Genomic DNA, 16,978 nt, shown 5'->3' with positions numbered 1-16,978 from the left:
CAGCCTGGCCGCCTGCTCAGGCAAAAGCCGAATTTGATGAGACCGGATTGGGATGGAAAAACACCCTTTCACGGATTGGTCCTACAGCCACCTCGCCAATTTCTTCATAGCCCTGGCGCTGGTAAAAAGCCAGGTAATGCTCATTGCCGGTGTCTAGTACCACGCCTTGGGTACCGGGGTCGTCCGCACACCAGTCATGCACCGCTTGTAACAATTGCTCGCCGTAGTGCTTGCCCTGAAATTGCGGGTGCACTCCCAGCAATGGCAACACATGTACCTGGTTGGTGGGCAAGCAAGTGGCCAGGGCGGCCTGGTAGTCCATGTAGCGCCGCGTGCAACGCAGGCCAGTACCCAGGATCATGCGCAGGCGCCAGGCCCAGCTGTCGGCCACGCCCAGCCGGCGCAGCGGCGGCACGATCAGGGCCAGGGCGATCAGGCGGTCATCCACCAGCAAGCCAATGGCCGGCAGTTGCAGGTAGAAGTGCTGGCGTACCCATTCGCGCACCATCACCCGCAAGCGCCGCTCATACCCTGGGCGCTGGGCTTCGAAGATATAGGCAAAGGTAGGTTCGTGGCGGTAGGCGTTGTACAGCAGTGAACGCGCCTCGCGGCTGAAACCGTCATCGAGCAGGCAGATACGAGCCGGAGCGGCAGTGGTTTCGGGCATTGCGGGCAGACCTCCTGGAATGGGCGTACAAGGCCTTGGAGGTGCCGCACCGCGTATCGTTCACCCCCTTTGGCACGTTAGCAGCTGAATCCCCAGGCTGCCACGCTGGTGATGACGGGCGATGTCGGCTAGCATCGCGCCTTTTACCGGGATTGTCTTTCCATGAAGATCGTCTGTTTCAACATCAACGGCCTGCGGGCCCGCCCGCACCAGTTGGCGGCGCTGATCGAAAAGCACCAGCCAGACGTGATCGGCCTGCAGGAAACCAAGGTCAGCGACGATCAGTTCCCGCTCGCCGACGTACAGGCACTGGGTTATCACGTGCACTACCACGGCCAGAAGGGCCACTACGGCGTGGCCCTGCTGTCGCGCCAGGCACCGCTGAGCCTGCACAAGGGCTTTGCCACTGATGAAGAAGACGCACAGCGCCGCTTCATCTGGGGCACGTTCGCCGATGCCGATGGCAACCCGATCACCATCATGAACGGCTATTTCCCCCAGGGCGAAAGCCGCGACCACCCTACCAAGTTCCCGGCCAAGCAGCGCTTCTACAGCGACCTGCAGGCGCTGCTGGAAGGCCAGTTCCGCAATGACCAGCCACTGCTGGTAATGGGCGACATGAACATCTCGCCGCAGGACTGCGACATCGGCATCGGCCCGGACAACGCCAAGCGCTGGCTGAAGACCGGCAAATGCAGCTTCCTGCCGGAAGAGCGTGAGTGGATGGAACGCTTGAAAGGCTGGGGCCTGGTCGATAGTTTCCGTCACCTGCACCCTGACGTGAGCGACCGCTTCAGCTGGTTCGACTACCGCAGCCGCGGCTTCGAGGACGATCCCAAGCGTGGCCTGCGCATCGACCTGATCATGGCCTCGCAGCACCTGGTACCGCGGATCAAGGCGGCGGGCGTGGACTATGAACTGCGCGGGATGGAAAAACCTTCGGACCATGCGCCGATCTGGCTGGAGCTGGGCTGAGGTATTGGGCTGCGGCGGCCTGTCTTGGGAGTTGCGGCGCCTGTGAGATTGAGCGCCGCCCGCGCGGCGCTTCGCGGGGCAAGTCGGATCGCCGCACCGCCGCTCCCACATTTGTTGCAACGTGCCGAACCTGTCAGGCCATGGTTGCCAGCCTTGTCGGGCCGACTCGATTTCCCTACTGGCGCTGCTACCGCCCACCCGTCTCAAGACATGCGCCAAGGCTGACAACGCCTCTTCCACAGGCATGGCCACGTTGCAACAAATGTGGGAGCGGGCTTGCCCCGCGAAGCGCCGCGCGGGCGGCGCTCGATCTCACCGCCACCAAAAATCCCAAGGCATGCACCCTGAGGTTCCCTCACAACCCCAACCGCAACGCCTCCCCCACCCCCGCCCCACGCACATCATCCGCCGCGCTGACCAAGGCAAAGTTGTAAGCCCCATGCGACCAATAGCGCGCCTCCAATTGCCCATCAACCCGCTGCCCGTCCGGCATGCGCCGATACAGCTCGCCCGGTGAACGCAGGAACAGGCTGATGCGCTGCCCCTTGCCATCTTCAAACACCAGCAGCGCCGCCGGCCCTTGCTCGTTGCTGAGCAAGCGCGCCCCCACCGGTTTGAAGCCATAACCGGCCAAATCCGGTAACTGGCCCACGCGGCTGAAATGGCGCCCCAGCCAGTCACGCAACTGCCCTGGGTCGCTGGCCTGGATATCCAGCGCCTCGCTGGCGGCGAACAAACGATGGGCCTGCACGGCATCGGCCATGGGCAGCTCAACACGCGCCAGGGAGGCATCGCGCACCTGCCAGCCGCCTACCCCACCAACGCCCACTGCCAGCATCAGCACCGCCGCCGCCGCCCAACGCCGTTGCCGACGCTGGCGCAATTGCCGACGCAACTGACCAAGGTCCAGCTGCGCCGCCCCAGGCAGCTCACCAAACCCGGCCAGCGCCGTACGCAGCCGCCGAGCATCGGCGCGCCAGCCCTCTACGCGTTGCGCAGCCTGCGGATTCGCCGCCAGCCAAGCGTGCACCTCAGCCCGACGCACAGGCTCCAGGCGCTCATCGACGTAAGCGTGCAATTCGTCTTCGCTGGGGATCAGACGGGTCATTTCAGTCTCCGCAAGGCCGGTGGCTGGGGGTTGCCCTCGGTCAGTTCGCGCAAGGCACTGCGCGCCCGCGACAGGCGCGACATCACAGTGCCGATGGGGATGCCCAAGGCCTCGGCGGCCTCCTTGTAACTCAAGCCTTCGATGCTCACCAGTAGCAACAAGGCACGCTGTTCGGTGGTTAACCGGGCAAACGCCTGCAAGTCAGCTTGAGCCAGGACAATGGATTCGAGATTGTCACCGGCCGGTTCTTCCTCACGTTCGCCACGCCCAAACCAGGACAGCCACCGCGCATGCAGGCGGTCGCGGCGCTTACCATCGAGGAACAGCCGATAGAGAATGGTGAACAGCCAAGCCCGCAGGGCCTCGGCTTCACGTTGCTGGTCGCGCCGGCTCAGCGCCCGCTCGACCGTGGCCTGCACCAGGTCGTCAGCGCTGCCAGGCTCGCGGGTCAGCCACACGGCAAAGCGGCGCAGGCGGGCCAGCAGCTCGCGCCACTGATGGTCGTCCAGATCGTGCATGGCAAAGTTCCAGGCGTTGAGGTTGTCAGTGTAAAAGGCAGACGCCCGGCAGCAAATTCTATTCCCGCCGATGGAATAAGTTTTTCCCTGCGCCGTCGTACCGGCACACTCACCCAACCGGACGATGACCATGAACCCACCCTTGCACGGCCCGGCCAAAGCCTTGCGCCTGGCCGCCATCGGCGCCGTGATGCTGGCCGCAGGCGCCGGCTTTGCCTATGCAGCCGGCTGGCTCGGCGAAACCCGGCTGACGCCGCAGCGCATCATCGACACCTTCGAGGCCCAGGCCGGGCACTACCCGGGCTACCGGAAAAACCACGCCAAGGGCCTGTGCGTCAGCGGTTACTTCCAGGCCAGCGGGCAGGCTGCCAGGCTGTCCACGGCGCGCGTGTTCAGCCAGGCGCGCGTGCCGGTGATCGGCCGTTTCGCCATTGGCGGTGCCAACCCGTTCGCCCCGGACACCGGCATCCCCGTGCGCAGCCTGGCCATCCAGCTGAGCACAGACGACGGGCAGGTCTGGCGCACTGGCATGAACAACCCGCCAGTGCTGGCGGTCAGCACCCCCCAAGGGTTCTACGAGCAAGTACTGGCGGGCACGCCCGACCCCGCCACCGGCAAGCCGAACCTTGCCAGCATGCAGGCGTTCTTCGCCGCCCACCCGGAAAGTGCTGCGTTTCGCCAATGGGCGGCGGGCTACAAGCCCAGTAACAGCTTTGCCAGCACGCAGTACCACAGCATCAATGCCTTTATGCTGATTGACGCAGACGGCACGCGCCACCCCGTGCGTTGGCAGCTTGAGCCGCAGGCCGCGTTTGCCGCATTGCCTGGTCAGGTCGATGACAAGCAATTCTTGCAACACGACCTGCAGCAACGCCTGGCCCAAGGCCCGCTGCGCTGGACGCTGCGCCTGGTGCTGGCCGAACCCGGCGATGCGGTGGACGACCCTGCCCACCCCTGGCCAGCCGAGCGGCGCAGTGTAGACGCCGGCACCTTGGTGCTGGAGCAGGTCGACGCTCCGGAACAGGGGGCATGCCGTGACCTCAACTTTGACCCGCTGATCTTGCCCAAGGGTATCGAGGCCTCTGCCGACCCAATCCTCGCTGCCCGTTCGGCTGCCTATTCGGAATCGTTCAACCGCCGCAGCCGCGAATCGCTCGGCACCGGAGCCCGCCCATGAAACCTGACGCCTTCCACCCGTTCGCCCGCTTGCTGCACTGGCTGATGGCCGTGCTGATCCTGGCCATGCTGTTCATCGGTGTGAGCATGGTTGCCGACCTGTCGACGCGCCACCCGGTACTGATCGGGCTGCACAAGGCCACCGGCCTGGCGCTGCTGGTACTGGTGCTGTTACGTATCGGCGTGCGCCTGGCCGTGCCTCATCCACCCTTGCCGCGAGACCTGCCGCCCTTGCAGCGTTGGGCCGCCGGGGCATCGCACCTGGTGCTCTATGGCCTGATGCTGGCCATGCCGCTGCTGGGCTGGGCCATGCTGTCGGCCGGCGACTACCCTCGCCCGTTGGGCTTGCCTGCCATCGCCCCGCACAACCTGCAACTGTATGCCGTGCTGCGCATGGCCCACGGTTGGGCCGGCTACCTGCTATTCGCCACGGTACTGGTGCATGTGGCTGCCGCCTTGATGCACGCGTGGGTGCGCCGGGACGGCGTGTTGCGTAGCATGTGGCCTGGCCCCCTGCACCGCAGCGAATGACCTGCAGCAGCCCGGGGCATTAGACATGCGATAATCATTCTTATTAAGATCGGCGCTCTTATTGCCGCACTGCCCTGGACTGCCCATGAACGTTGCAAAGGATCCTGCAAGACTTCTACCCGCCAACACACTGGACCTGCGCCCGCTGCTGCTGGCCAACATGGCCTGTACCATGTCGATGATGGCCTTCGTCGCCCTGATCGGCCCGATTGCCCGCCAACTCGGCATGGCCACCTGGCAGGCCGGCGCCGCGGTAACGGTCGCTGGCGTGGTCTGGGTGCTGCTGGCGCGCCCCTGGGGCCGTGCAGCTGACCGTTTGGGCCGCCGGCGCATCCTGCTGCTGGGCACCGCCGGCTTCACCATGGCCTACTGGCTACTGTGCCTGTTCGTCGAAGGTGCCCTGCGCTGGATGCCAGGGGCGACCGCAGCGTTCATCGGCCTGATGGTCGCACGCGGCTGTATCGGTGCCTTCTATGCCGCCATCCCGGTAGGCGGCAACGCGCTGATTGCCGATCACATCGAACCGCAGCGCCGGGCACGGGCCATGGCCTCGCTGGGGGCGGCCAACGCCGTCGGCCTGGTGGTCGGGCCGGCGCTGGCGGCGCTGCTGGCGCGGCACAGCCTGAGCCTGCCGTTCCATATCATGTCACTGCTGCCGGCGGCTGCGTTTGTCGTGCTGCTGTTCACCCTCAAGCCGCAGGCGCTGCCCCACAACCATGCCCCCAGCCCGGTGCGGTTGAACGACCCACGCCTGCGCCGGCCCTTGCTGGTAGCGTTCAGCGCCATGCTCAGTGTTACCGTTTCGCAGATAGTTGTCGGCTTTTTCGCCCTCGACCGCCTGCACCTGGGGCCAGCAGAAGCGGCGCAGGCCGCAGGCATCGCGCTGACCACCGTGGGTGTAGCGCTGATGCTGTCGCAAGTGCTGCTGCGCAAACTGGAATGGCCGCCGCTGAAAATGATCCGGGTGGGTGCCACCGTTTCGGCGATCGGCTTTGCCTGCGGCTCGCTCGCTACCAGCGCACCGATGCTATGGGCCTGCTACTTCGTCGCAGCAGCCGGCATGGGCTTCGTATTCCCGTCGTTTTCAGCGCTGGCCGCCAATGCCATGCAGGCCTCCGAGCAAGGCGCCACAGCCGGCTCCATTGGCGCTGCCCAAGGCATGGGGGCAGTCATCGGGCCGCTGGCCGGCACCTTGGTCTATGCGCTCGATCCGCGCCTGCCGTTCCTGGCTGTGGCCGCGCTGTTGCTGCTGGTCGGCCTGTGGCCGATGCCGCGTGAACAGCGGGTTTGAAAGCACAGCGCGCAAGCGACCAGAGTGTGTTTTAATGCGCATCGCTCATTATTATTGACACCTCTGATTACAAGGCGGCTATGGACACGGGGACGCGACTCAAACTGGTGCGTGAACGCAACAACCTCTCCCAACGGGAACTGGCCCGCCGCAGCGGGCTGACCAATTCGACGATCTCTCAGATCGAGCAGAATCGCGTCAGCCCTTCGGTCAGCTCCCTTAAAAAGCTGCTCGAAGGCATCCCGATGAGCCTGGCAGAGTTTTTCAGCTTCGACGAGCCGGTCCGCGAGGAGCGCTACGTGTTCCGTGGTGGCGAACAGCCAGACCTGGGCCGCAATGGCCTGCGCATGCTGCTGGTGGGAGCCAGTGTCGAGGGCCGGCAGATGCGCATGCTGCGTGAGCTGTATGCGCCCGGTGCCGACTCGGGCGATCCAATCGTGCACGCCGAGGGCGAAGAATGTGGCCTCGTTACCCGGGGCACCGTGGAGCTGTGGGTCGATGGCCAGGTCAGCGTGCTGAACTCGGGCGATGGGTATTACATCCCCACTACCCTGCCGCACAGCTTCAAGAACATCGGCCAGGACGAAGCCGAGATCATCAGCGCAAACACGCCGGCTAACTTCTGACTGTTTGGTGCGCAGTGCATGGCACCGGCTACGCCGGTGTTCGCGGCTGAAGCCGCTCCCACAATGACCGCGTAGCCGTAGCGTTCAAGCTGGATGCGACAGCGCCTCCTCGACAAAGTCCAGACGGTCCTGCCCAAAGAACATCGCCTCGCCAACGAAGCAGGTCGGTGCGCCGAAAACCCCGCGCCCGACCGCTGCCTCGGTCGCCTGCCTGAGCGCTGTTTTCACTTCGCCGTCAGCCACCACGGCATGAAAAGCCTGCGGATCGAAGCCTGCCTGGGCCAGTGTTTCATCCAGGACTGCGCTGTCGCTCAGGTTGCGGCGCTGCACCCACAACCCGTTGAACAGCGCGGCCAACAACGCCTCGAACCGCTGCGGTGAATGCATCTGGGTGCCCATCACGCCGCGCATCAAGTTCAGCGTATTGACCGGAAAACCTGACGGCATGCCGAACGGCACCCCATAGCGCGCAGCAAAGCGTGCCAGGTCGGTGAACATGTAGCGCCCCTTGGCCGGGATCATGGCCGGCGACGCATTGCCGGTAGCCTGGAACACCCCGCCCAGCAGCATGGGCCAGTAACGCAGCGTGGCGCCCTGGCGGGCACACAGGCCTGGCAACTGGGTCCAGGCCAGGTAGCTGGCCGGGCTGCCCAGGTCAAAATAGAAATCGACAGTCTTGTGCATGGTTTCGGTCCTTGCTCGGTGAAAGAGGCTTACCAGCGTTCCATCCAGGGACGCAGGTCCAGTTCAAATGTCCAGGCGTCGCGGGGTTGGGCGTGCAGGAACCAGTAGCTGTCGGCAATGTGCGCCGGGGCGAGGATGCCATCCTGGTCCTTGAGGGCATAGCGCTCAGGGAAGGTGTCACGAATGAAGGCGGTGTCGATGGCCCCATCCACCACCGCATGCGCAACATGGATGTTTCGCGGTCCGAGTTCGCGTGCCATGCTCTGGGCCAGCGCACGCAAGCCATGCTTGGCCCCGGCGAACGCCGCGAAACCCGCCGCCCCGCGGGTTCCCGCAGTGGCTCCGGTGAACAGGATGGTGCCGCGCTCACGCTGAACCATGCGCCGGGCAACCGCCTGAGCGGTGAGAAAGCCGGCAAAACAGGCCATTTCCCAGATCTTGAAGTATTTGCGCGGGGTTTCGTCAAGAATGCTGCAGGGCACGTTTGCGCCGATATTAAAGACAAATACCTCGATCGGGCCGATATCGCGCTCGATGGTCTCGACCAACGCTGCAACTTCATCCTCCTTGCGCGCATCGGAACCAAACCCGTGGGCCTGGCCGCCGGCGTCGCGTATTTCGTCCAGCAGCGGTTGCAGCTTTTCAGCCTGACGCCGGGTCACGCAGGCAATGTAGCCTTCACGAGCGAAACGCTTGGCAATCTCGCCACCGGTCGCGTCGCCCGCACCGATCACCAGCACTACTTTTTGTTGTTCTGCCATGCCTGCCTCCATTGGTGAATGATCGTTTAGTAAACGAACGCTATGTTATGATCCCCGTCATCGTCAAGCCCGCCTGCAGAGGCAAGTGAATGCGTTACTCCACCGAACACAAGCAACAGACCCGCGAGCGGTTGCTGAGCAGTAGCGGCGCGCTGGCCAAGCGCGGGGGCTTTTCCAGCACCGGTGTAGCCGGGCTGATGAAAGCGATCGGCCTGACCGGCGGCGCCTTTTACAACCACTTCCCCTCAAAGGACGACCTGTTCACCGAAGTCGTGCGCCAGGAACTGTGCAACAGCCCACTGGCGCGCCTGGCCAACCAGGGCGCCAACCGCGAACGCCTGGGCCGCTGCCTGCAGCAGTACCTGAGCCTGGCCCACCTGCACAACGCCGAAGGTGGCTGCCCGCTACCGCCGTTGGGTGTGGAAATCGCCAGGGCTGCAGCGCCAGTGCGTGAACAGGCCGAACACTGGCTGGTCGAACTGCACCAGGCCTGGAGCGCAACCCTTGAGGATGAGCAGCTGGCCTGGGTGCTGATCAGCCAGTGCGTAGGTGCATTGATGGTCGGCCGCATGCTGGCCACAGAAACAGTGCAGGCGCAGGTGCTGGACGCTAGTCGCCAGTTCGTCGAAAAGGCCCTGCATGAAGTGGATTAGCGCAGTGCTGGGGTTGCTGCTGGCAGTGCCTGCATTCGCCGAACAAGCTTGCCCGCCCGGGCAGTACCAGGTGTGCCTGATGGGCTGTTTTTGCGCGCCGATCGACCCTGGGCAGGCCGGCCAGATTCTCAAGGATGTTGAAGTCATGGCGTCGTCCAGCCTGGCGTTGGCCTTACGCCAGGCCAGGGACGAGGCCACCGCCAGTGGCGTCGAGCCCATCCCGCTTCATATCCGTGCGCAGCTCGAAGCCTGGTACGACTTTGCCGTACTCGACGCAGCCCGCTTCCGGGTAGGTGACGCGCAGCAGATGAGCGCGGCCAATGCGCTGCTGCAAAACCCCGACGTGAATGCCGTTACGCTGATCGATACGATCATTTTCCGCCGGGCGGGCGATGCCGAAGACAACGTGGCCTTGTGGGCGCACGAGTTGAAGCATGTGCAGCAGTACCAGGAACTGGGCGTGGAGGAATTTGCCCGGCGCTATACGCGCGACTATGACGCGCTGGAGGGGCCGGCTTACAAGATCGAGGCCGAGGTGGGCAAGGCCTTGCGCGAACGCGCTTCGGGCCAAGCCCGCTGATATCAGCTACTACGCGATCCCTGTGTAGGAGCGGCCTTGTGTCGCGACGGGCTGCAAAGCAGCCCCTTATTCAGAGTCGCTGCTGATATTGCCGGGGCTGCTTTGCAGCCCGTCGCGACACAAGGCCGCTCCTACAAGGGACCGCGTATGGGCTCAGGACGCGGCAGAAGCCTCTTCAGCCACCTGTTCACGACTGGCATAGCGCTGCGCCAACACTGCACAGACCATCAACTGGATCTGGTGGAACAGCATCAGCGGCAGGATCATCGCGCCAATACCACTGCCCACGAACAGCACCTGGGCCATGGGAACCCCGGTAGCCAGGCTTTTCTTGGAGCCGGCGAACAGGATGGTGATGCGGTCTTCGAGGTCAAAGCCCAGCAGCTTGCCAAGCACACGAGTGCCGAACAGCACCACCGCCAGCAGAATCCCGCAGACGGCAAACAACCCGGCCAGGTGCTGCGGCGAGACTGTGTGCCACAACCCGGTGACCACGGCTTCGCTGAAGGCGGTGTACACCACCAACAGGATCGAGCCCTGGTCCACCACCTTGAGCCAGCGCGCATTGCGCTTGACCCAGGCGCCAATCCAGCGCCGCGCAATCTGCCCGGCAACGAACGGTACCAGCAGCTGCAGGGTGATCTTCAGCACGGCATCCAGACCAGAACCCGTATCACCACTGGCGCCCAGCAACATCATCACCAGCAACGGGGTCAGGAAGATGCCCAGCAGGCTGGACGCCGCTGCGCTGCAAATGGCTGCCGGCACATTACCGCGGGCCAGCGAGGTGAAGGCGATGGCCGACTGCACGGTGGCCGGCAAGGCGCACAGGTACAGCACACCCAGGTACAGCTCGTTACCCACCAGCGGCAGGAACAACGGCTTGAACGCCAGGCCCAGCAGCGGGAACAGCACGAACGTGCAGGAGAACACCAGCAGGTGCAGACGCCAGTGCCCGGCACCGGCAATGATCGCCTCACGCGAAAGCTTGGCCCCATGCAGGAAGAACAGCAAGCCAATGGCCAGGTTGGTCAGCCAGCCAAAATATACCGCGCCGTCGCCCGAGCAAGGCAGCACGGTGGCGATCAGCACCACCCCGAGCAAGGCCAGGGTGAAATTGTCGAATAACATGCGCAAATACTTCATCACTGTTTCCATCTTGTCATTGTGCAAGGGCAGACGATAAGGTCTTCGGCTTTTTACCGCTAACGCCGGAACCCCCACCGGTATCGCTCAACGGACACGTTCCACAAAAGGACCCTGCCATGCCCCTCTCTCGCCTGGCCGCGCTTGCGGCCGCCACCACCCTTGCGCTGGGCCATGCCGGCGCCCAGGCTGACGACCAGCTGCAAGCCAAGGTAGACCGTATCATCCGCCCGCTGATGCAGGAGCAAGGCATCAGCGGCATGGCCGTGGCCATCTATGCCCGCGACCACGCGCACTACTTCAGCTACGGCGTGGCCAGCAAAACCGACAACGTGCCGGTAAGCCGGGATACGCTGTTCGAGATCGGCTCGCTGAGCAAGACCTACACGGCCACACTGGCCGCGCTGGCCAGTGCCGAGGGCAAGCTGGACCTCGCGGCCAAGGCCAAGCGCTATCACCCGGCACTGGCCGGAACGCCCCTCGGTGACGCCAGCGTGCTGGACCTCGGTGCCTACAGTGCAGATTGCCTGCCATTGCAGTTCCCCGACGAAGTACAGTCCCCGCAACAGGTCGTCGATTTCTTCCGCCACTGGCAGCCCCGCGCCAAGCCCGGCACCCAGCGCTGCTACTCCAACCCCAGCCTCGGCTTGTTCGGCGACCTGGCTGCACGCGCACAGCATCAACCGTTTTCCACGCTGATGAGCGACGGCCTGCTGGCCGAAATGGGCCTGAAAACCACCTACCTGCATGTCCCGACCAGCGCTCAGGGGCTTTATGCCCAAGGCTACGACGCCGCCGACAAACCGGTGCGCGTCGGCCCAGGCCCTTACGCCGACGAGGCCTACGGCATCAAGACCAGCGCCAGCGACCTGCTGCGCTACGTGCGCCTGAACATGCAGCCAGACGACCTGCGACCGGCGCTGGTGAAAGCCACCGAAATCACCCGGCAGGGCTATTTCCAGGTCGGCGCCATGACCCAGGGCCTGGGTTGGGAACGCTACCCCTACCCTGTCACGCTGGCCACCCTGGTCGATGGCAACAGCCCGCGGCTGATCCGTGAACCGCAGGCAATCACGCGCTTGCAACCGGCCCTGCCGGCACAAGCGGCCGCCTGGTACAACAAGACCGGTTCAACCAACGGCTTCGGTGCCTACGCCGCGTTTGTGCCCTCTGAGCAACTGGCTGTCGTGTTGCTGGCCAACCGAAATTACCCGAACGAAGCGCGGGTTCGCGCCGCCTTCGAAATACTGTCCGGGCTGTAACGGACGCAGTGATTGTCGAACAAAATGACAAAATGTAGTGCCAAAAAATATTCACTACAAAATCATTGACGCCGCTCATCGCCCTTGTGCATGATGAAGCCGTCTCCCTGATCGGGAGCGGTGGCAAGGGTGTTCCAGACGGCCTGCGCGGTAACGCAGGCCGTCCGTGGAGAGGGAACTGTCCAAAAGGCAGCGTGAGAAAGCCCCTGTTGCGATGCTGCTGTAGCAGCCTTGGTAGTGCGCTACACCGTGGTAGCGCCAACTGTGAAAATCACCAACGAATGGGTAATGGGGGCTTTATGATGAACTTGAACAACAATCCGACTATCGATCAACTGGCGCAGCTGTTCGCCGTACGCAAGGACAGCCTTGACGACCACTTGCTGTGGGTCAGCCAAACCGGTGAGGTGCGGCTCGACCGCCTGCCACCGAACACCATCGAAGATGAATTTGAAGAGCACCTGCCCAGCATGCGTGCTCGCTTCAAGGTCTACCGCCGTGGCCAGGGCTACGTCGGCAAGAAAGCCGCCGCCGACACCGAATTCGTTGGCCGCGTGCTGCAGACCCTGCAACAAGAATGGCCCGCTGCCCGTGAGCAGCAGGCAGTCAAGGTGATCGAACCGCTCAACTGAGGGTTCCCGCCTTTACCTGAGCCCGGCCCACCTTGGCCGGGCTTTTTCATGCCTGGCGCCGATGGCTGCGGGTTTTCGGCAAAGGCAAGGCTCCGGTTGCCATGGCCCGGGCACGGTCGACACCCCACACCAGGGCGCGGGTCATGGTCTCGCCGGGTCGTGCCGGGTAGTACTCCTCCAGCATTGCGTGGCCATCCTTGGCATACAGCCCCAGAAACAGCTGGGTCGCCCCAAGGCGTGACAGGCGTACCTGCACATCCAGTGTGGTACCGTCACTGAGGGCTTCGTCGTGGCTGCGGCTGTGCAGCTGGGCGTCGGCCCACTGCCAATAGGTCTGTTCCCTGACTCGCATGAGCATTCAACCTCCGTTACTGGAATGCCCTGCCAGAAAAGCACAACCTCGGCCAGCCGGCGAGTGCTACCGATCAATGCCATGAGGCGGATCAACAAAGCGCAATAAAAACCCCGCCATTGGGCGGGGTCTCGAGCTGGATGCCGGTTCACTTCTTCAGCGGAACCCGCGGCATGAAACGGCCTTTTTTACTGCGCTGCAGGTGTGCAGGCTGAAGTTGTTCGGAATCATCCAGCGTCATATGGGCGAAGCCCAGACGGAACGCCGCCTGGCCACAACGCACCTGGCTGTTGATCGGGAACGCGTCATTCAGGTCTTCGAAAAAGGATTCGCTCATGCCCTGTCTCCCTCCAGTGGCGGACGCGCCAGCAGCCAGAAAAGCTGCCAAGGAAACGCGGCCTGTGAAAGTGAGACTAGCCGGTCATTTGCGGACTGCCCGGACAAGCGCCCGACAGCCGACCAGTGGCAGACCGCTCTATTTCAAACGCACCGCCGTGCCAGTGGCAAATACCACGACCATGCCGCCCTGCACCGACGGCATGCTGATCTCAAAATCCACACCCACTACCGCATCGGCGTGCAACTGGCGTGCCCGCGCCTTGAGTTCTTCGGTGGCCTGCTCGCGGGCCTCGCGCAGGGCGCTTTCCAGCGTTTGTGAGCGGCCACCAAAGAAGTCCCGAAAACGTGCAAAGAAATCGCGGACGAAGTTGATACCCTGCACCGATTCGGAGCTGACCACGCCCAGGTATTCGGCAATAGGGCGGCCTTCGAGCTGGCTGGTGGTGGAAATGATCATGAAAGCGCTCCATTGGCCTGGCAAAAGAGGCCGATTCTAACAGAGCACAAGTCACCCCACAGATCCGCTGGTTGGCCGCAATCCCTGTGGGAGCGGGCGCGCCCGCGAACACCGGCAAAGCCGGTGCCATCCACTGCGTCGCCTGTTTCGCGGGCATGCCCGCTCCCACAGTGACCGCGCAAGGCTTTGCAGACTCATCACATCATGCATTGGCCGCGCGAAACCTTTGCCCGATACGCGCACCAAACACGTTCACCAGCAACCCCGCCATCACCAGCAGGGCACCCCAGCCCTGGGTTGCGGTCAGGCGCTCACCCAGTAGCAGCGCCGACGAACTCAGGCCAATCACCGGCACCAGCAACGAGAACGGCGCCACTTTGCCAGCCGGGTGGCGCGACAGCAGCTTGCTCCACAGGCTATAGCCGAGCATGGTGGCGACAAAGGCCAGGTACGCCAGGGCCAGCACCGAGCTCCAGCTGATGTTGCCCAGGGCATGGCCAATACGCTCAGGCCCTTCCAGCCACCAGGACAACGCCAGGAACGGCAGTGGCGGAATCAGGCCACCCCAGATCACCAACGCCACCAGGTCGACCGAACCAAAACGCCGGGTGATGATATTGCCCAAGCCCCACATGGCTCCACCGCACAAGGTCAACACCAGCGCCAGCATGGGCACATGGCCGCCATCTTCATTGCCGATCAGCGCCAGGCCGCTGGCGGCCACCAGCAGCCCCAGTACGCTGGCCAGGCGCAACCGCTCACCGAGGAACACCGCGGCGAAGCCCAGGGTAAAGAATGCCTGCGACTGCAGAATCAACGAGGCAAGCCCGGGTGGCATACCGCTGTACATGGCCTGGAACAAGAAGGCGAACTGACCCAGCGATATTGTCGCACCATAGGCGATCAACCAGCGCCAGGGCAGTTTGGGCCGTTTGACCAGCAAGATCGCCGGGAACGCCACCAACAAGAAGCGCAGCGCACCCAGCAGCATCGGCGGCAGGCCGTCGAGGCCAACCTTGATGACCACGAAGTTGACTCCCCAGGCGACAATCACCACCAGGGCGATGAGCAGGTCCTTGAGCGGCATTGCGGCTTCCTTCTTTAGGCTTTTCTAGACATATTTCGTTACAGCATAAGGCTATTCCTTTGCCAGGGAGCAGTACAGTTGCGGCTGAGGGTTGCGCAACAGTGCGACTGTTATCGTATGAGCGGCACACGACCCTGTAGAAGCGGCCGTGCAGCTTTGCCAGGTCGTGTCAGTCCCGGTAGCCAGGCGCTACCTTTTCCAGCACCCGCAACAACGCTGCCCAGGCCAGTTGCAGCGCATCCGGGTCCGCCAGTTCCCCCTGCTTCAACCCCCTGCCCGGCTCGTTGAACTGCCGCTCGGTATGTGCGCACACCGCCTCGGCCGGCAGAACCAGTTGCCCGGCACTCTGCGCCGCCAACTGGATCTCGCAGGCCTTCTCCAGGTAGTACATGCGCAGGAACGCTTCGGCCACGCTGCGCCCGGTGGTCAGCAGGCCGTGGTTACGCAGGATCATGACCGACTTGTCACCCAGGTCGGCCACCAGCCGCTGCTGCTCATCCATATCCAGCGCGATACCTTCGTAGGCGTGATAAGCCACCTTGCCGTAAAACTCCATGGACATCTGGTTGACCGGCAGCAACCCGCACTCCAGCGCCGCCACTGCGCAGCCTGCCCGGGTATGCGTGTGCAGCACGCACTGGGCATCTTCGCGGGCGGCATGAATGGCGCTGTGAATGACGAACCCGGCCGGGTTGACCGGGTGCGGGGTCGGCTCCACCGGCCTGCCCTGCAAGTCGATTTTCACCAGGCTGGAGGCCGTGATCTCATCGAACAGCAGGCCGTACGGGTTGATCAGGAAGTGATGCTCCGGGCCAGGCAAGCGCAGGGATATATGGGTGAAGATCAGGTCGCTCATGCGAAAGTGCGCGATCAACCGATAACAGGCTGCCAGCTCCTGGCGCAAACGCTGTTCCATTGCGGTCATGGTTGTTGCCCCTGTAAATGAAGTGGCGAGAGACTACTTGGTCGCCCAGGCATTGAACCGTTGCTCCAGTTCTTCGCCATGGTCCACCCAGAACGCCACATTCATTGCCAGCGCCCCTTGCAGGTTCTGCGGTGAAGTAGGCACCCAGCCGGCCAAGGCCGGGTCGAGCCTGGCAGCAGCCTGGATGTTGGTAGGCCCATAGGGAATCTGCTGCACATAACGCAGCTGGGTATCGGGCTGGTTGGCATAGGCGATCAGCCGCTTGGCCTGGTCGACATGCCGCGAGCCTTTGATGATTGCCCAGTAATCCATGCCATACAGGCTGCCGGGCCAGACCACTGCCAGCGGGCTGCCCTGCTGCGCGGCCACCGCAATACGCCCGCTGTAGGTGGAGGTCATTACCACATCACCGGCGGTCAGCCACTGCGCCGGCTGGGCACCCGCGTCCCACCACTGGATGTAGGGCTTGAGTTCACTCAATTTGGCGAAGGCACGTTCAACACCGGCCGGCGTCGACAATACCTGGTAGACATCCTCGACCTTGACCCCATCGGCCAGCAGGGCGAACTCCAGGTTGTACACCGCACGTTTGCGCAGGCCGCGCTTGCCCGGGTACTTGTCCACGTCCCAGAAGTCGGCCCACGAGGTGGGTGCCTGGGCCAGCTTGTTGCGGTCATAGGCAATGGCCACGCTCCACACCAACGCAGCCGAACCGCAGTCCTGGGCTGCATCGGGGATCAGTTCGGCGGCATGGCCCAGGCGCTGCCAGTCAAGGTGCTCGTACACACCTTCGTCACAGCCGCGCATCAGGTCCGGGCCTTCGATCTGCACCACGTCCCAGTCGACATTGCCGGTGTCGGCCATGACCTGGATACGCGCCATCTCACCGTTGTACTCGCTCTGGATCAGCTTGCTGCCGTCCTGCGCACTGAACGGTTTGAATATCGCCTCGTCCTGGGCTTTCTGACCCGCGCCGCCATAAGCGACCACAACCATCTCTGGCGCGGCTTGCGCACAGCCCAGGCCAAGCGCGAGCAATGCTGCGCAAAGGCCATTCACCCGTGGGAATACCTGCATCGTAGTTGCCTCCTGTCGGTGCCCGAAGGGCCCGATTTCTTGTTGTTGTGAGGTCACGCCCTCGCTGTGAGGGTGAACAAAAGCTAGTCGCGCACCAGTTAAAAAACAAGTTGATTTTTTACTCCCGCTAC

At 63.5% G+C, this 16,978-nt stretch carries 21 protein-coding genes; 9 read left to right on the top strand and 12 right to left on the bottom strand.

The features are described 5' to 3' along the window. Positions 1 to 16: 16 nt before the first annotated feature. Positions 17 to 667, bottom strand: coding sequence for a GNAT family N-acetyltransferase (locus ACIQUI_RS21560; RefSeq protein ID WP_403202556.1), 651 nt, complete (start codon positions 665 to 667; stop codon positions 17 to 19). 162 nt (positions 668 to 829) lie between these two features. Between ACIQUI_RS21560 and xthA the strand changes: the two genes are divergently transcribed. Continuing rightward, positions 830 to 1,642: an exodeoxyribonuclease III gene (gene xthA, locus ACIQUI_RS21555; RefSeq protein ID WP_403202554.1), complete on the top strand. Its 813-nt coding sequence runs from the start codon at positions 830 to 832 to the stop codon at positions 1,640 to 1,642. A 355-nt stretch (positions 1,643 to 1,997) separates the two neighbouring features. Here the strand turns inward: xthA and ACIQUI_RS21550 are convergent, their stop codons facing one another. Further along, complete coding sequence (locus ACIQUI_RS21550) at positions 1,998 to 2,750, bottom strand: anti-sigma factor family protein (protein WP_403202552.1); 753 nt, start codon at positions 2,748 to 2,750, stop codon at positions 1,998 to 2,000. Continuing rightward, a complete protein-coding gene (locus ACIQUI_RS21545; protein ID WP_403202550.1) occupies positions 2,747 to 3,268 on the bottom strand; it encodes a sigma-70 family RNA polymerase sigma factor in 522 nt (173 codons plus the stop codon). The genes ACIQUI_RS21550 and ACIQUI_RS21545 overlap by 4 nt, the downstream gene beginning before the upstream one ends. A 124-nt stretch (positions 3,269 to 3,392) precedes the next feature. Here ACIQUI_RS21545 and ACIQUI_RS21540 point away from each other — a divergent pair, with 124 nt between their 5' ends. The 4 genes from ACIQUI_RS21540 (at position 3,393) to ACIQUI_RS21525 (ending at position 6,892) form a co-directional block, all read left to right on the top strand. After that, positions 3,393 to 4,445: a catalase family peroxidase gene (locus ACIQUI_RS21540; protein ID WP_403202549.1), complete on the top strand. Its 1,053-nt coding sequence runs from the start codon at positions 3,393 to 3,395 to the stop codon at positions 4,443 to 4,445. Continuing rightward, complete coding sequence (locus ACIQUI_RS21535; RefSeq protein ID WP_403202547.1) at positions 4,442 to 4,975, top strand: cytochrome b; 534 nt, start codon at positions 4,442 to 4,444, stop codon at positions 4,973 to 4,975. Before ACIQUI_RS21540 ends, ACIQUI_RS21535 begins: the two co-directional genes overlap by 4 nt. 85 nt (positions 4,976 to 5,060) lie before the next feature. After that, positions 5,061 to 6,266, top strand: coding sequence for an MFS transporter (locus ACIQUI_RS21530; RefSeq protein WP_403202545.1), 1,206 nt, complete (start codon positions 5,061 to 5,063; stop codon positions 6,264 to 6,266). 80 nt (positions 6,267 to 6,346) lie between these two features. Next, positions 6,347 to 6,892, top strand: coding sequence for a cupin domain-containing protein (locus tag ACIQUI_RS21525; RefSeq protein WP_391133318.1), 546 nt, complete (start codon positions 6,347 to 6,349; stop codon positions 6,890 to 6,892). An 84-nt stretch (positions 6,893 to 6,976) separates the two neighbouring features. Here the strand turns inward: ACIQUI_RS21525 and ACIQUI_RS21520 are convergent, their stop codons facing one another. Next, positions 6,977 to 7,576 (bottom strand): 2-hydroxychromene-2-carboxylate isomerase, encoded by a 600-nt coding sequence (locus tag ACIQUI_RS21520; protein ID WP_403202542.1) that lies wholly within the window; start codon positions 7,574 to 7,576, stop codon positions 6,977 to 6,979. Positions 7,577 to 7,605: 29 nt separating this feature from the next. Continuing rightward, positions 7,606 to 8,337, bottom strand: a complete 732-nt coding sequence (locus ACIQUI_RS21515) for an SDR family oxidoreductase (RefSeq protein ID WP_403202540.1) — start codon at positions 8,335 to 8,337, stop codon at positions 7,606 to 7,608. A gap of 89 nt (positions 8,338 to 8,426) precedes the next feature. Here ACIQUI_RS21515 and ACIQUI_RS21510 point away from each other — a divergent pair, with 89 nt between their 5' ends. Both ACIQUI_RS21510 and ACIQUI_RS21505 read left to right on the top strand, forming a co-directional pair. Continuing rightward, complete coding sequence (locus tag ACIQUI_RS21510; RefSeq protein ID WP_403202538.1) at positions 8,427 to 8,990, top strand: TetR/AcrR family transcriptional regulator; 564 nt, start codon at positions 8,427 to 8,429, stop codon at positions 8,988 to 8,990. Further along, complete coding sequence (locus tag ACIQUI_RS21505; protein ID WP_403202536.1) at positions 8,977 to 9,570, top strand: DUF4157 domain-containing protein; 594 nt, start codon at positions 8,977 to 8,979, stop codon at positions 9,568 to 9,570. The genes ACIQUI_RS21510 and ACIQUI_RS21505 overlap by 14 nt, the downstream gene beginning before the upstream one ends. 153 nt (positions 9,571 to 9,723) lie before the next feature. On the opposite strand, the gene ACIQUI_RS21500 is transcribed toward ACIQUI_RS21505, so the two are convergent. Beyond that, a complete protein-coding gene (locus ACIQUI_RS21500; protein WP_403202534.1) occupies positions 9,724 to 10,716 on the bottom strand; it encodes a bile acid:sodium symporter family protein in 993 nt (330 codons plus the stop codon). 119 nt (positions 10,717 to 10,835) lie between these two features. Here ACIQUI_RS21500 and ampC point away from each other — a divergent pair, with 119 nt between their 5' ends. Together ampC and ACIQUI_RS21490 are read left to right on the top strand one after the other, a co-directional pair. Continuing rightward, positions 10,836 to 11,978, top strand: a complete 1,143-nt coding sequence (gene ampC, locus ACIQUI_RS21495; RefSeq protein ID WP_403202532.1) for a class C beta-lactamase — start codon at positions 10,836 to 10,838, stop codon at positions 11,976 to 11,978. Positions 11,979 to 12,277: 299 nt separating this feature from the next. Beyond that, on the top strand, positions 12,278 to 12,610 hold the full coding sequence (locus ACIQUI_RS21490) for a hypothetical protein (RefSeq protein ID WP_284353762.1): 333 nt from the start codon (positions 12,278 to 12,280) through the stop codon (positions 12,608 to 12,610). Positions 12,611 to 12,656: 46 nt separating this feature from the next. On the opposite strand, the gene ACIQUI_RS21485 is transcribed toward ACIQUI_RS21490, so the two are convergent. The 6 genes from ACIQUI_RS21485 to ACIQUI_RS21460 form a co-directional block, all read right to left on the bottom strand. Further along, complete coding sequence (locus tag ACIQUI_RS21485; protein WP_403202530.1) at positions 12,657 to 12,968, bottom strand: hypothetical protein; 312 nt, start codon at positions 12,966 to 12,968, stop codon at positions 12,657 to 12,659. A 142-nt stretch (positions 12,969 to 13,110) separates the two neighbouring features. Next, positions 13,111 to 13,299, bottom strand: a complete 189-nt coding sequence (locus ACIQUI_RS21480; protein ID WP_003253897.1) for a hypothetical protein — start codon at positions 13,297 to 13,299, stop codon at positions 13,111 to 13,113. 138 nt (positions 13,300 to 13,437) lie between these two features. Further along, entirely contained in the window at positions 13,438 to 13,758 is a 321-nt protein-coding gene (locus tag ACIQUI_RS21475) for a YbjQ family protein (RefSeq protein WP_008098148.1), read from the bottom strand. 202 nt (positions 13,759 to 13,960) lie between these two features. Continuing rightward, positions 13,961 to 14,845, bottom strand: a complete 885-nt coding sequence (locus ACIQUI_RS21470) for an EamA family transporter (RefSeq protein WP_403202528.1) — start codon at positions 14,843 to 14,845, stop codon at positions 13,961 to 13,963. 169 nt (positions 14,846 to 15,014) lie between these two features. Then, positions 15,015 to 15,770 (bottom strand): class II aldolase/adducin family protein, encoded by a 756-nt coding sequence (locus ACIQUI_RS21465; protein ID WP_403202526.1) that lies wholly within the window; start codon positions 15,768 to 15,770, stop codon positions 15,015 to 15,017. A 33-nt stretch (positions 15,771 to 15,803) separates the two neighbouring features. After that, positions 15,804 to 16,847 (bottom strand): ABC transporter substrate-binding protein, encoded by a 1,044-nt coding sequence (locus tag ACIQUI_RS21460; RefSeq protein WP_403202524.1) that lies wholly within the window; start codon positions 16,845 to 16,847, stop codon positions 15,804 to 15,806. Positions 16,848 to 16,978: the final 131 nt, after the last annotated feature.

The sequence above is a fragment of the Pseudomonas sp. NPDC090592 genome (assembly GCF_044769185.1).
In the GTDB taxonomy this organism is placed as follows: Bacteria; Pseudomonadota; Gammaproteobacteria; order Pseudomonadales; family Pseudomonadaceae; genus Aquipseudomonas.
This window is presented reverse-complemented; position numbering and strand designations above follow the sequence as displayed.